Raw genomic sequence first — 14,147 nt, forward strand, 5'->3', positions numbered from 1 at the left:
GGCCTGGGCCGGGGCGACGAGAGAAGACGATGGTTCCCGCCGGCCCTGGCCGACGGTGACGACGACGAAGTCGATACATGGAGGTCAGCGTGCGCGCAGCACAGATCACGATGAGCGGGAGCCGCGGGGGTGCCGGCCGTGGCCGTTGACTCTCCCGTCATCCTCGAGATGCGCTCCATCACGAAGGAGTTCCCGGGCGTCAAGGCGCTCGACGACGTGTCGATGCAGGTGCGTGCCGGCGAGGTCCACGCGATCTGCGGCGAGAACGGCGCCGGCAAGTCGACCCTGATGAAGGTCCTCTCGGGGGTCTACCCCTTCGGCACCTACGCGGGCGACATCGTCTACCAGGGCGACGTGCAGAAGTTCCGCGACATCAAGTCGAGCGAGTCCGCCGGCATCGTCATCATCCACCAGGAACTCGCCCTGATACCCGAGCTGTCGATCACCGAGAACATCTTCCTCGGCAACGAGCCCACCCGGTTCGGCGCCATCGACTGGCAGTCCGCCAAGACCCGCGCCGTCGACCTGCTCGCCCGCGTCGGCCTGAAGGACGACCCGGACACGGCGGTCAAGAACCTCGGCGTCGGCAAGCAGCAGCTGGTCGAGATCGCCAAGGCGCTCAACAAGAACGTCAAGCTGCTCATCCTCGACGAGCCCACCGCTGCCCTCAACGAGGCCGACTCGCAGCACCTGCTCGACCTGATCCGCGGGCTCAAGGGCCGCGGCATCGCGTCGATCATGATCAGCCACAAGCTGAACGAGATCGAGGCCATCGCCGACTCGATCACGATCATCCGCGACGGCAAGACCATCGAGACGCTCGACGTCAAGGCCGACGGCGTCAACGAGGACCGCATCATCCGCGGCATGGTCGGGCGCAACCTGGCCAGCCGGTTCCCCGACCGCACGCCCTCGATCGGCGAGGTGTTCTTCGAGGTCAAGGACTGGTGGGTCCGCCACCCCCAGACCGCCGAGCGCTTCGTCTGCAAGGGCTCGTCGATCACCGTCCGCAAGGGCGAGATCGTCGGGCTCGCCGGCCTCATGGGCGCGGGCCGCACCGAGCTCGCGATGAGCATCTTCGGCCGCTCGTACGGCCAGTTCGTCTCGGGCGAGATCGTCAAGGACGGCGAGCGGATCGAGATCAAGAACGTCCGTGACGCCATCGACAACGGCCTCGCCTACGTCTCGGAGGACAGGAAGGTGCTCGGCCTCAACCTGCTCGACGACATCAAGCGCTCGACCGTGGCGGCCAAGCTCTCGAAGATCTCCCGCGCCTCCGTCGTGAACACCTACGAGGAGCACTCCATCGCGGAGGAGTACCGGAAGAGCCTGCGGGTCAAGACGCCCACCGTCGACGAGGGCGTCGCCAAGCTGTCCGGCGGCAACCAGCAGAAGGTCGTGCTGGCGAAGTGGATGTTCACCGACCCCGACCTGCTCATCCTGGACGAGCCGACCCGCGGCATCGACGTGGGCGCGAAGTTCGAGATCTACAACATCATCAACCAGCTCGCAGCCCAGGGGAAAGGCGTGATCGTCATCTCGTCCGAGCTCCCGGAGCTGCTGGGGCTCTCGGACCGGATCTACACGATCTTCGAGGGCACCGTCACCAACGAGATCGACGCGGCGGACGCCGACGCCGAGACGCTCATGCGCACCATGACGTCGAAGAAGAAGGAGCAGGCCGCATGAGCGGAATCAAGGACCTGAAGAAGGTCTTCGGCGGGAACACGTCGAACGCCCGTCAGTTCGGCATGATCGCGACCCTCGTGGTGGCCATCGTCATCTTCCAGTTCCTGACGGGCGGGCTCACCCTCGAGCCGACGAACCTCATCGCCCTGGTCAGCCAGTACTCGTACATCCTGATCCTCGCCATCGGCATGGTCATGGTCATCGTCGCCGGCCACATCGACCTGTCGGTCGGCTCCGTCGCCGCCTTCGTCGGGATCATGGTCGCGACGTCGATGACGACCTGGAACTTCCCGTGGCCCGTCGCCATCGTCTTCGGCCTCGTCGTCGGCGCGGCCATCGGTGCCTGGCAGGGCTTCTGGGTCGCCTACGTCGGCGTCCCGGCCTTCATCGTCACGCTGGCGGGCATGCTGCTCTTCCGCGGCGCCAACCAGTTCGTCGGCAACGCCACCACGCTGCCCGTCCCCGAGGCCTACACGGTCATCGGCGCCGGCTACCTGCCCGAGTTCGGGCCGAACACCGGCTACAACAACGCGACCCTGCTGCTCGGCCTGATCCTCGCCGCAGTCGTCGTCTGGCGCGAGTTCCGCCTCCGTCGGGTGCAGCGCACCATGGGCAGCGAGATGGCCCCGCTGTGGGTCAGCTTCGTCAAGCTCGCCGTGCTCGTCGCGATCATCCTGTACGCCGCCACGCTCTTCGGCGGCGGCCGGGTCGGCACCTCGTTCCCCGTGTCGGGCATCATCCTCGGCGTGCTCGTGCTGGTCTACGGATTCATCACGCAGAACACGATCTTCGGCCGGCACATCTACGCGGTCGGCGGCAACTCGCACGCCGCCGAGCTGTCGGGCGTCAACGCGAAGCGCATCAACTTCTTCGTGATGATGAACATGTCCGTGCTCGCCGCCCTCGCCGGCATGATCTACGTCGCCCGGGCCGGGGCCTCCGGCCCCCAGGACGGTCTGAACTGGGAGCTCGACGCCATCGCGTCGGTCTTCATCGGCGGCGCGGCCGTCGCCGGCGGCATCGGCACCGTGACCGGCTCGATCGTCGGTGGTTTCGTCATCGCCGTGCTGAACAACGGCCTGCAGCTCATGGGCGTCGGCTCGGACAAGGTGCAGATGATCAAGGGCCTCGTGCTCCTGATCGCCGTCGCCGTCGACGTCTACAACAAGAGCCAGGGTCGCCCGTCCATCACGGGCTTCCTGACCCGTGGCCTCCGCCGCGACAAGGACGGCATCGCGGCGCCTGCCGCGTCGGTCGAGACCTCGACCGCCGGCCGCCAGTCCGGCGTCGGCCGGGCGACCGACGCCCCCGCCGGCGCGGTCCAGCCGAACGGCGACCTCACCGACGTGCAGCGACCCACGTCGACCACGCCCAACTAGACCCGCACCTCCGCGTGCCCGTCCACCGACGGCCGGGCGCGCATTCCCCGGGAGCACCAGCTCCCACACCTGCAACCCCCCTACAAGAAAGTAGACACAGCATGCGCAAAATCGCGCTGGCGACCATGGCGGTCGCCGCAGCAACGACGCTGATCCTGAGCGGCTGCTCGAACTCGGCTCGCACCGACGCCGGCTCGGGCGACGCGGCCTCCGGCTTCGAGCAGGGCTCGACCATCGGCGTCGCGCTGCCCGCGAAGACCAGTGAGAACTGGGTCCTCGCCGGCGACCTGTTCACCGACGGCCTCACCGAGGCGGGCTTCGAGCCCGACGTGCAGTACGCGGCTGCCTCCGGCACCGTCGCGAACCAGCAGGAGCAGATCCAGTCCATGGTCACCAAGGGCGCGAAGGTGATCATCATCGGCGCGGCCGACGGTGCTCAGCTCGGCACCCAGGTGAAGGCGGCCCACGACGCGGGCGCCGTCGTCATCGCCTACGACCGCCTCATCCTCAACACCGAGGACGTCGACTACTACGTCGCCTACGACAACTTCAACGTCGGCGAGCTCCAGGGCCAGGCCCTGCTCGACGGCATGAAGGCCAAGAAGGCGGAGGGCCCGTACAACATCGAGCTGTTCTCCGGCTCGTCCGACGACGCCAACTCGAAGGTCTTCTTCGACGGCGCCATGAGCGTCCTGCAGCCGGCCATCGACGACGGCACCGTCGTCGTCGCCTCGGGCCAGACCGACATCAAGCAGACCGCGACCGACGGCTGGAAGGCCGAGAACGCCCAGCGCCGCATGGACTCGCTGCTGACCAGCACCTACGGCACCGCCGAGCTGGACGGCGTCCTGAGCCCCAACGACACGCTGGCCCGCGCCATCATCACCTCGGTCCAGGGCGCCGGCAAGGACGTCCCGGTCGTCACCGGCCAGGACTCCGAGGTCGAGTCGGTCAAGTCGATCATGGAGGGCGTGCAGTACTCCACGATCAACAAGGACACCCGCAACCTGGTCGCGCAGGCCATCGACATGGTGACCTCGCTGTCCGAGGGCGACAAGGCCGAGACGAACGACGACGAGTCGTACGACAACGGCTCGAAGATCGTCCCGGCCTACCTGCTGCCCCCGCAGATCGTCACCAAGGAGAACGCCGCCGAGGCGTACGCCAACGACCCCACCCTGGGCCCGCTGACGAAGTAGCGCCACCCGCACCACCCGCGTCACCACGAGAGCCGATCGCCCTGCACCGGGGCGGTCGGCTCTCGCCGTCCCCGGCCGGTACGGTGGTGCCGTGACGGCAGGGAACGAGGAGGCGACGGTCGCGATAGCGCCCCCGGTCACGATCGAGCTGCTGCTCGCGTCGCCCCGCTCCCGCTACGTCGGCCGCCCCGCCGACGGGCCCGAGCCGCCTCCGGCCGGGCCCGAGCTGCACGAGAGCGTCGAGCTCCGCGCCGGCCTCGGGATCGTCGGCGACCGCTACTTCGCGAAGCCTGCGCACCGGGGCGCGTCGGTGACGCTCTTCGCGGCCGAGTCCCTCGAGGCGGTCGCGCGCCTCCTCGACCTCGACGAGCCGCTCGATGCGGTCGCGGCCCGGCGCAACGTCGTGACGCGCGGCCTCGACGTCGACGCGCTGCGCGGACGCACGATCAGCCTCGACACCGGCGACGGCCCGGTCCTGCTGCGCGTGAACAGGCCGGCGAACCCGTGCGCGTGGATGGACCACGTGCTCGCTCCCGGGGCGTTCCGGGCCATGAGGGGGCTCGGCGGGATGCGCTGCGAGCCGCTGACGGACGGCGTCCTGCGGCTGGGCACGGCGACGGTCGAGGTCGACCCGGCGGACCCGCGCGACGTGCACCCGGCCTAGGGGCGCGAGGAGGAGGCGGCGGTCACTGCCACCAGGCCGGCGTCATCGCGGCCATCGTGTCGAGCAGCGCCTTGCGGCTGGTGCGCTTGCCCCGCAGCCAGGCCTCGATGGCCCCGACGAGGGCGTGGGCGAACCAGCCGGCGGCGATGTGGACCGACAGCCCCTCGGGCAGGGAGCCCTCGGGGAGCCCCTCGATGTGCTGCAGGGACGAGGTCTCGAAGTGGCCGGCGAGCGCCTGGTGGATCGACGCGTCCAGCGCGTCCGGCAGCGCGAGCCGGTACATGTCCCGGTAGCGGACGACGTGGTCGACGACGCGCTCGATGGCCCGGCTGGTGAACTCCGCCCCGTCGGCACCGGTCGATGCCGCGCGGGCGGCCTGGTCGTCGAGGCGGATCTGGTCGAGCTCGGGCGTGATCACGTCGGTCAGCAGGCCGCCCGGCGACGTCGCGTGGCTGTAGAACGTCGCACGGTTGATCCCCGCGGCGCGCGTGACGTCGGCCACCGTGATGGTCGACACGGGCTGCTTCGACGCGAGCTCGACGATGGCGCCGTGCAGCGCCTTGGTCGTCTGGACGATGCGGGCGTCGACCATGGAGGCCTCCTGGATGTCGTGCCGTGGCCGCGGCGGGGGCCTCGGCTGAGCCGATCCTAGTGGTGCTCGACAGCCGTCGGCCTCGGCGACGCCATGTCGCGAAGTCGGACTCCGTCGTGCGGCCGAGGCCGTGACGGAGGCCCTGTCGGCGGGGCCGAGGCGGGGCTACGATCGATGTCGACCACGCCCGTCGTCCGTGCGCAGCGTCACCCCTCCCACCCACCACCACGTCCAGGTCGCGCGGTGTCGGATCGAACCGATTCGAGCGCGCCTGGTCGGCCCTGTCGTGAGGACATCCCCGTGAGCATCGTCGTCCACCCCGGTGACGCCCTGACCCGCCGCCAGAGGCTCGTCTACGTGATCGTCCTGGGCGCGCTGACCGCGCTCGGCCCGCTCACGATCGACCTCTACCTGCCGGCCTTCCCGTCGCTCGAGGACGACCTGGGCGTCACTGCGGGCCTCGTGCAGCTCACCCTCACGGCGACGACGATCGGCTTCGGGGTCGGGCAGCTGCTCGTCGGCCCGTGGAGCGACAAGGTCGGTCGCCGCCTGCCCCTCATCGTGGCGACCGCCGTCCACATCGGTGCCAGCGTCGGCGCCGCCGCCGCCCCCGACATCACGTGGCTCGCGGTCTTCCGCGTCCTGCAGGGCATGGGCGCCGCGGCCGGCGGCGTCGTCGCCATGGCCACCGTGCGCGACCTGTTCGGCGGCCTGCCGCTCGTGCGCATGCTGTCCCGCCTCGCGCTCGTCACCGGCCTCGCGCCCGTGCTCGCCCCGGTCGTCGGCTCGCAGCTGCTCCGGTTCACCGACTGGCGCGGCATCTTCTGGTTCCTCGTCGCCTACGGCGTGCTCATCCTGCTCGCGGCGATCTTCCTGATCGTCGAGACCCTGCCCGAGTCGGCCCGCCACGGCGCCGGCCACACGACCCTCCGGCAGCGCTACCGGGCCCTCTTCAGCGACCGCGTCTTCGTCGGCGTCGCGCTGATCGGCGCCATGGTCTTCTCGGGCCTCTTCACGTACCTGTCCGCCTCGTCGTTCCTCTTCCAGGACGTGTACGGCCTCGACGCCCAGCAGTACGGCTACCTCTTCGCGATCAACTCGCTCGGCATCGTGGTCGGCGTCCAGGTCAGCTCGCGCCTCGCCCGTCGGGTGCCCCCGGCGTACATCCTCGCGGGGTCGACGACCGTGCTGATCGTCAGCGCCGGGCTGATCGTGCTGCTCGACTCGCTGCACGTGGGGCTGCTCGGCATCCTCGTGCCGCTCTGGTTCTTCATCGCGGCGTGCGGCTTCACGTTCCCGCAGGTGCAGGTGCTGGGCCTCGCGAACCACGGTGCCGAGGCCGGCACGGCCGCTTCCCTGCTCGGAGCCCTCAACTTCGGCCTCGCCGGCATCATCTCGCCGGTCGTCGGCTTCCTCGGGATCGACACCGCCGTTCCGATGGGCAGCGTGATGATGGTCACCTCGGCCGTGGCCATCCTCAGCCTGTGGCTGCTGGTGCGGCCACGCAGCGTCCCGGCGCTCGCGCACTAGGCCGGGCCGAGGAGGCGCGGAGCAGCCCCCAGGGGGCGCCGGCCGACCCGGGCGGGCCGCGCCGCACCTCCGTCGGTACTGTCGGCGGATGGACACCTCGCCCCTCGCCCCGAAGCCGGCCACCCCGCGGGAGGCGACCGTCGCCCGGCGCGTGCAGCGCCGGTGGTGGGTCTTCAGCGCGCTCGGCGCGATCGGGGTCGTGCTGCTGATCGGCGTGGTCGTGACGGCGAGGGCGGGGCGGCTCGGCATCGACGAGCGCTTCATGAACGAGCTCGTCGAGCACCGCAGCGACTTCTGGATCGCCCCGGCCCTCGTCTTCGACACGGTCGGGGCAGGGCTGATCGGAGTCTTCGTCGTGCCGATCGGCGTCGCCGTGGTCTTCCTGCTCCGTCGGCGCCCGTGGGCGGCTCTCTACTGGATCTGCGCGTGCGCCCTGAGCGCCGGCGTCGTCCAGGTGATCAAGCACACCTTCGGACGGGCGCGGCCGACCGAGATCCTCGTGGTGAGCGACTACGGCTCGTTCCCGTCGGGCCACACCGCCAACGCCGCGACCCTCGCCGTCGTGCTCGGCGTCGTGCTCCGCCGGGTCTGGGTCTGGGCGGCCGGCGTCGTCTGGACCGTGCTGATGCTGCTCAGCCGCACCTACCTCGGGGCGCACTGGCTGACCGACACGATCGGCGGGCTGCTGATCGGCGCCGGCGTCGCGGTCGTCCTCTGGGCCCCGGTCGCCCATCGGCTGCTCGACGAGCAGGAGAGGGTCAGGGGGCGCGGCTGGGTGTGGCAGCCGCGCGCCGGTGCGGGTGCCTAGGCTGACCCCATGACCGACCCCCTCGACCAGGCCAGGGCGGAGGCCGCCGCGGCGGTCGCCGCCGCCGAGCAGGCGAAGCGCGACGCGGAGGCGGCGCTGGCGCGGGCCGAGCAGCTCGCGGCCGAGGCCGAGGCAGCGGCGCAGGAGGCGGCCGAGGCCGAGCAGGACGCCCGGGCGGCAGCGACCCCAGCACCGGATGCAGGTACGGCCGACCCGGTCGCCGCTGCCGGTCCTGCCGAGGTGACGACCGCCTCCTCGGGTCCGCTCTCGTCCGGTGCCGTCGACGCGGTGCGGGCCGGATACGCCACCGAGGGCCCGGCCCTCGAGATCGGCTCGCTCGTCAACGGCGACGCGCTCGCCGACGTCCCCGTGCGGATCCCGCTCGGCATGTTGAACCGGCACGGCCTGATCGCGGGCGCGACGGGCACGGGCAAGACGAAGACGCTGCAGGTGCTCGCCGAGCAGCTGTCCGCGGCGGGCGTGCCCGTCTTCGCGGCCGACGTGAAGGGCGACCTCTCCGGCCTCGCCGCCGCGGGCGAGTCCAGCGAGAAGCTGCTCGCGCGCACCCGCGGCATCGGCCAGGAATGGACGCCCCTGGCGGCTCCCGCCGAGTTCTTCTCGCTCGGCGACGGCGGCCCCGGCGTGCCGGTGCGGGCGACGGTGAGCGGCTTCGGGCCGATCCTGCTCAGCAAGGTGCTCGGCCTGAACGACACGCAGGAGTCGAGCCTCGGCCTCGTCTTCCACTACGCCGAGCGAGCGGGGCTGCCGCTGCTCGACCTGGCAGACCTCCGCAGCGTCCTCAGCTACCTGACGAGCGACGACGGCAAGGCGGAGCTCGCCGAGCTCGGCGGCCTCAGCAAGGCGACCGTCGGGGTGGTGCTGCGCGAGCTGATCACTTTCGCCGACCAGGGCGCCGACGCGTTCTTCGGCGAGCCCGAGATCGACACGGCCGTGTTCCTCCGTTCCGCGGCCGACGGTCACGGCATCGTCAGCCTGCTCGAGCTGCCCGGCGTCCACGACCGGCCGGCGTTGTTCTCGACGTTCCTGATGTGGTTGCTCGCCGACCTCTACAACGACCTCCCTGAGGTGGGCGACCTCGACCGGCCGAAGCTCGTCTTCTTCTTCGACGAGGCCCACCTGCTCTTCGCGGGCGCCTCGGACGCGTTCCTCGACCAGGTGACGCGCACCGTGCGGCTGATCCGGTCGAAGGGCGTCGGCATCGTCTTCGTCACGCAGACCCCGAAGGACGTGCCCGGCGACGTCCTCGCGCAGCTCGGCTCACGGATCCAGCACCAGCTGCGGGCCTTCACGCCCGACGACGCCAAGGCGCTGCGGGCCACCGTCTCGACCTACCCCACGAGCGACTACGACCTCGGGGCCGTGCTGACCAGCCTGGGCACGGGGGAGGCTGTCGTCACCGTGATGAACGAGAAGGGCGCGCCCAGCCCGGTCGCGTGGACGCGGGTCCGGGCGCCCCAGGGCTCGATGTCGCCGCTGCCCGCCGACGAGATGGCGGCCCGGGTCGCCGCGTCGCCGCTCTGGCCGGTCTACGGCGCGCCCGTCGACCGCGACTCCGCGCGCGAGATGCTGGCCCGCAAGCTCGAGGCTGCCGCGCTGCGCCGTCGCGAGCTCGACGAGGCGACCGCGCGCGACGAGGCCCTCGTGCTCAAGGCGAAGGAGGCGGCGGCCCGGGAGAAGCACGACGCGGCGGCCCTGAAGGCGGCCGAGAAGGAGCGGAAGGCCGCCCAGGCCGAGTATGAGCGCCAGCAACGCGAGTTCGAGAAGGCCGAGCGTGCCGCTGCGTCGACGAGGGCGCGTCGGGCGGGCGGCTCGACCCGCTCCTCCTCGTCGTCCGGTCGTGGCCGCGCCGGCGGCGGTGCGGGCGGCGTGCTCGGGGACGTGCTCGGCTCGAGCGCCGGCAAGACGATCGTCCGCGAGGTCGTGAAGGGGATCTTCGGGACGCTGCGCCGGCGCTGAGCCCGGCGGGGCGTGGCCCGTGGCAGCGCGACGGGGAGGCGGGCGCTGGCGGGACGAGGGAGGGCTCAGCCCGTGAAGGCCTGCCAGACGACCGCCAGCAGGCTCGTGGCGACGGCGAACGCCAGCACGACCAGCGTGGTGCTGAGCCAGCGGCGGCCCTCGTACCACGACCGGCTCTCGGGCCAGGTGCGGTAGAACTCAGGCCCCGACATCGGACGCGAGACCGTCGTCACGGCGCTGCCGAGTGCATCGGTGACGGCCGTGATCGCCTCGTCGGGCCAGTACCCGCCCCGCATGCGGAAGAGCACCTCGCCGTCGCGGCCGAGGGCGATCAGCTGCGGCACCGTCTCGGTCGAGGCGCCGCGGTAGGTGCGCGCGACGAGGACGGTCGCGACGGCGTCGCGGGGGAGCCGCACGCTGCCCGGGAGCCATCCGCGCTTGAAGAACTCCGTCGAGCTGACGCCGGCGTACGAGACCCGGAACCGCCAGTACATGAGGAGCCCCACGACGACGGCCACGTCGGCGACCCACAGCACGGCCGGCCAGCGGCCGGTCGGCCAGGTCAGCCAGAGCAGGGCCCCGAGCACGGGCACGAGGCTGAGGACCGCGGTGAGCACGGCGGTCCGGGCGATCGTGCGCCGGGGCACGGCGATCACCTCGAAGTCGTCGCGCGCGACACCGGTCACCATGTCAGCCCCCTCGGCCCTCGGCTGCCTCCCCCCTCAGAGAGGACGACCGTCGACCCGACGGCCTGCCGTGGCACCGATCATAAGGGAGGCGCCCCCCGGGCCGGACCGCTCTGTCCGGTCCGCGAAAGTGCGGCTCGGCAGCCTCCCGGCGTCGACTCACCGGCGTGTGCCCGACTGCCTCGTCAGCGGTCGCGGAGCTTCTCGAGGTCGCGGCGTTCGCGCTTCGTCGGTCGACCGGCCCCCCTGTCCCGGACCGCCACCACGGCGGTCTCCTCGCGCGGGGGAGGAGGCGGCGTCAGGTCGGTCATCGCCTCGGCGGCGACGGAGGCGCCCACCCGCTTCACGAGGCACGTGCGGACCACGAGGATCCGGTCGAACCCGGCCACGCGCACCCGGACCTCGTCGCCGGGCCGGACCGACTGCGACGCCTTGACCCGCTCGCCGTTCACCCGGACGTGCCCGGCGCGGCAGCCCGCCGTCGCCGCCGAGCGCGTCTTGTAGACACGGACCGCCCACAGCCAGCTGTCGACGCGGGCGGAGGCGGGGGAGTCCATCCGACGATGCTACGTCGGGCCGGCCGCGCGCCGCGTGCCCGCCGCCTCCTCGGCCCGCCGCGCGCCGCAGGTGCGTCCGCAGCACCTCGCGCCGTCCGCTACCATGGACGAGGTCGTGCGCCAGTGATGCTGTCGCCCGCCCTGGAGGATTCGCCTAGTGGCCTATGGCGCACGCTTGGAAAGCGTGTTGGGTGCAAGCCCTCAGGGGTTCGAATCCCCTATCCTCCGCGTCGCGATGGCCCTCCCCTGCGGGAGGGCCATCGCTCGTCCTCCGTTGGTTCGCCCTTCGGGCGACACCGGAACGGCCCTCCCCCTGCGGGAGGGCCGTTCGTGCGTTCGTGCCCGTGCGGCGCCGCCCGCACCCCTCGAACCCGCGCGCACCCTCCCGCGCGCCCGAGGGTGGGCGTGGGTTCCGAGGGGCCCGCTCGACGGCGGCCCAGGAGGCGGCCGTCGCGCCGGGCATGACAGCGCAGCGGCAATTGCGCGTTCGAGACAAGGTGTACCTGGCCATATGTGCGCGAATCACACCCCCGGATCGGCACAGCACCCTCCGTTCCGGGGGTGTAGTGCGGGTCCAGGGGTGTAGCTCGAGCGGTGGCGGCGCAGGCGGCGTGCGGCGGGCCTAGGAAGCGGCGATGCCGTCCAGCATCAGCGTCATGTACCGAAGGTCGAGCCAGCGGCCGAACTTGACGCCGACCTCGCGCAGCAGCCCCGCGTCCTCGAAGCCGAGTGACCGGTGCAGCCGCACCGAGCCCTCGTTGCCGGCCTCGACGAGGGCGACCATGACGTGGTGGCCGGCCTCCGTGGCCCCGGCGACCAGCGCCTCCAGCAGGCTGCGGCCGATGCCGGCGCCCTGGCGGCCCTCGCGCACGTAGACGCTGTTCTCGACCGTGTGGCGGTAGCCGTCCTTGGCGTGGAACGGACCGAAGCTCGCGTACCCGACGACGAGGTCGCCCTCGACGGCGACGATCGCGGCCGTCCCCGGGCGGCTGTGGGCGGCGAGCCAGTCGCGGCGCCCCTGCAGGTCGGGCTCCACGTCGGTCCAGATGGCCGTCGAGCGGGCGACGGCGTCGGCGTGGATCTCGAGGACCCCGGGGAGGTCGGACTCGGCGGCGGGGCGGATGATCACGGCACGATCATAGGAGGGGCCGAGCCCGGCGAGGATCCCGGCGTGCGGGCTGCCCGACCCTGTGAACCGTCGGAGGCGCCGGTCCGACCCGAGGACGCCCGCGTAGGTTCTGGTCATGACTGACGACACCTACACCGCGTCCTTCCTCGGCGACGACGGCCAGGAGGCCCGCACCGAGCAGCTCGAGTCGATCGGCGGCCAGCCGCAGAAGAGCCTCGTCCGGCCCGCGGCCGACGGCGGCGACGACGTCAACTGGGAGCTCGACCCCGACACCTCGACTGAGGGGAACGCGGTGTACCGCTCCCTCGGAGTCGCGCAGCACGACTACTCCTGAGCCGTCGGGCCGGGCGGGGCCAGGAGACCGGGTCCCGCCCGGAGCCGCCGCGGGGATAACATATCGCGACGGCGCACCTGCGCCCCTCGGCCAGACCGCGCACGACGGCGTGCGCACAGGAGGCTCTCGTGACCACACGACGTGACGGATCCCGCTCGGTGCTCCGCAAGAAGCCCGTGCAGCAGATCGAGGACGAGACCGGGGGCACCGGCCTCTTCAAGAGCCTCGGGCTGTGGCAGCTGACGGCCATCGGCGTCGGCGGCATCATCGGCGTCGGCATCTTCTCGCTGGCGGGGCTCGTCGCCCACGGCGACGACGCGAACCCCGGGGTCGGACCGGCCGTCCTGTTCTCCTTCTTGATCGCCGGTCTCGCCAGTGCCGCGGCGGCGCTCTCGTACGCCGAGTTCGCGGGCATGATCCCGCGGGCCGGCTCCGCCTACACCTACGGCTACGTCGCCCTCGGCGAGATCATCGGCTGGTTCATCGGCTGGGACCTGCTGCTCGAGTACGTGGCCATCGTGGCCGTCGTCGCGATCGGCATCTCGGGCTACTTCGACGCGTTCCTCTCGGGGCTCGGGCTGCAGCTCCCCGACGCGATCGCCTCGACGCCCGACGCGGGGCAGGGCGGCGTGGTCAACCTGCCCGCGATCGTCGTCTGCCTGGTCGTCACCTTCATCCTGAGCCGGGGGTCGAAGGCGTTCGGCCGCTTCGAGATCGTCGCCGTCGGCATCAAGGTGCTGCTGGTGCTGTTCATCATCGGCATCGGCCTGTTCCACCTGAGCGCCGAGAACTTCTCGCCCTTCGTGCCCAACGGCTTCGGGCCGGTCTTCACCGGGGCCGCCACCGTCTTCTTCGCCGTCTTCGGCTACGACGCGATGAGCACCGCGGCGGAGGAGAGCGTCGACGGCAAGAAGCACATGCCGAAGGCGATCATCCTGTCGCTGATCATCGCGATGATCCTCTACGTCGCCGCCACGCTGGTGCTCACCGGCATGCAGGACTACCGCGAGATCGATCCGGCCGCCGGCTTCGCCTCGGCCTTCAGCAGCGTCGGACTGCCGGTGGTGGCCACGATCATCTCGGTGTTCGCGGTCATCTCGATCCTCACCGTCATGCTCACGTTCCTGCTCGGCGTCACGCGGGTCTGGTTCTCGATGAGCCGCGACGGCCTGCTGCCCGGCTGGTTCGCGCGGACCGACCGCAAGGGCGTCCCGCAGCGCGTCACGTGGATCGCGGGCATCGCCTCCGCGCTGCTCGCCGGGGTGTTCCCCATCCGCGCCGTCGCCGACCTGACGAACATCGGCATCCTCGCCGCGTTCGTGGTCGTCTGCGTCGCGGTCATCGTGTTCCGCTACCGCAGGCCCGACGAGCCGCGCACCTTCCGCCTCCCGTTCATGCCCTTCGTCCCGGCCTTCGGGGTGCTGGCGAGCGGGTTCCTCATCTCGCAGCTGCACTGGGAGACCTGGCTGCGCTTCGGCATCTGGCTGCTCGTCGGTCTCGCGCTCTACTTCGGCTACGGCCGCAGGCACTCGCTGCTGAACCCGGACAGCCCGCGTCTGCCCCGCTGACCTCCCCGGCGCCTCGGAGCCCGCCGGACGTAGGC

At 71.5% G+C, this 14,147-nt stretch carries 13 protein-coding genes and 1 tRNA gene; 10 read left to right on the forward strand and 4 right to left on the reverse strand.

The features are described 5' to 3' along the window. The first annotated feature begins 168 nt into the window (after positions 1 to 168). The 4 genes from mmsA to ACZZ97_RS03195 all read left to right on the forward strand — a co-directional run bounded on the left by mmsA (position 169) and on the right by ACZZ97_RS03195 (position 4,931). Positions 169 to 1,689 carry a multiple monosaccharide ABC transporter ATP-binding protein gene (mmsA, locus tag ACZZ97_RS03180; RefSeq protein WP_314101847.1) on the forward strand — a complete coding sequence of 507 codons (1,521 nt, stop codon included), beginning with the start codon at positions 169 to 171 and terminating at the stop codon, positions 1,687 to 1,689. 5 nt (positions 1,690 to 1,694) lie between these two features. Next, a complete protein-coding gene (gene mmsB / locus ACZZ97_RS03185) occupies positions 1,695 to 3,068 on the forward strand; it encodes a multiple monosaccharide ABC transporter permease (protein ID WP_314101849.1) in 1,374 nt (457 codons plus the stop codon). Between the two features lie 101 nt (positions 3,069 to 3,169). Then, entirely contained in the window at positions 3,170 to 4,267 is a 1,098-nt protein-coding gene (locus tag ACZZ97_RS03190) for a sugar-binding protein (RefSeq protein ID WP_314101826.1), read from the forward strand. A gap of 91 nt (positions 4,268 to 4,358) precedes the next feature. Further along, positions 4,359 to 4,931, forward strand: a complete 573-nt coding sequence (locus ACZZ97_RS03195; RefSeq protein ID WP_314101828.1) for an MOSC domain-containing protein — start codon at positions 4,359 to 4,361, stop codon at positions 4,929 to 4,931. Between the two features lie 22 nt (positions 4,932 to 4,953). On the opposite strand, the gene ACZZ97_RS03200 is transcribed toward ACZZ97_RS03195, so the two are convergent. After that, positions 4,954 to 5,523 carry a TetR/AcrR family transcriptional regulator gene (locus tag ACZZ97_RS03200; protein ID WP_314101830.1) on the reverse strand — a complete coding sequence of 190 codons (570 nt, stop codon included), beginning with the start codon at positions 5,521 to 5,523 and terminating at the stop codon, positions 4,954 to 4,956. Positions 5,524 to 5,823: 300 nt separating this feature from the next. Here ACZZ97_RS03200 and ACZZ97_RS03205 point away from each other — a divergent pair, with 300 nt between their 5' ends. From ACZZ97_RS03205 to ACZZ97_RS03215, 3 genes are all read left to right on the forward strand, one after another. After that, entirely contained in the window at positions 5,824 to 7,053 is a 1,230-nt protein-coding gene (locus ACZZ97_RS03205; protein ID WP_399540091.1) for a multidrug effflux MFS transporter, read from the forward strand. Positions 7,054 to 7,141: 88 nt separating this feature from the next. Continuing rightward, on the forward strand, positions 7,142 to 7,861 hold the full coding sequence (locus ACZZ97_RS03210; protein ID WP_314101832.1) for a phosphatase PAP2 family protein: 720 nt from the start codon (positions 7,142 to 7,144) through the stop codon (positions 7,859 to 7,861). Between the two features lie 9 nt (positions 7,862 to 7,870). Next, positions 7,871 to 9,838, forward strand: a complete 1,968-nt coding sequence (locus tag ACZZ97_RS03215) for a helicase HerA-like domain-containing protein (protein ID WP_463472264.1) — start codon at positions 7,871 to 7,873, stop codon at positions 9,836 to 9,838. 65 nt (positions 9,839 to 9,903) lie between these two features. On the opposite strand, the gene ACZZ97_RS03220 is transcribed toward ACZZ97_RS03215, so the two are convergent. Next, positions 9,904 to 10,527: a hypothetical protein gene (locus ACZZ97_RS03220; RefSeq protein ID WP_314101835.1), complete on the reverse strand. Its 624-nt coding sequence runs from the start codon at positions 10,525 to 10,527 to the stop codon at positions 9,904 to 9,906. A 182-nt stretch (positions 10,528 to 10,709) separates the two neighbouring features. Continuing rightward, complete coding sequence (locus ACZZ97_RS03225) at positions 10,710 to 11,081, reverse strand: RNA-binding S4 domain-containing protein (protein ID WP_192042140.1); 372 nt, start codon at positions 11,079 to 11,081, stop codon at positions 10,710 to 10,712. Between the two features lie 143 nt (positions 11,082 to 11,224). On the opposite strand from ACZZ97_RS03225, the gene ACZZ97_RS03230 reads away from it, so the two are divergent. Next, positions 11,225 to 11,309: transfer RNA gene (locus ACZZ97_RS03230), tRNA-Ser, on the forward strand. A gap of 394 nt (positions 11,310 to 11,703) precedes the next feature. Here the strand turns inward: ACZZ97_RS03230 and ACZZ97_RS03235 are convergent. Further along, positions 11,704 to 12,327: a GNAT family N-acetyltransferase gene (locus ACZZ97_RS03235; RefSeq protein WP_463472265.1), complete on the reverse strand. Its 624-nt coding sequence runs from the start codon at positions 12,325 to 12,327 to the stop codon at positions 11,704 to 11,706. Here ACZZ97_RS03235 and ACZZ97_RS03240 point away from each other — a divergent pair. Then, positions 12,326 to 12,544, forward strand: a complete 219-nt coding sequence (locus tag ACZZ97_RS03240; protein WP_192169332.1) for a hypothetical protein — start codon at positions 12,326 to 12,328, stop codon at positions 12,542 to 12,544. The genes ACZZ97_RS03235 and ACZZ97_RS03240 overlap by 2 nt on opposite strands. A gap of 128 nt (positions 12,545 to 12,672) precedes the next feature. After that, positions 12,673 to 14,112 (forward strand): amino acid permease, encoded by a 1,440-nt coding sequence (locus ACZZ97_RS03245; protein WP_314101839.1) that lies wholly within the window; start codon positions 12,673 to 12,675, stop codon positions 14,110 to 14,112. The last annotated feature ends 35 nt before the right edge of the window (positions 14,113 to 14,147 follow it).

This window comes from Frigoribacterium sp. AC512 (genome assembly GCF_979258295.1).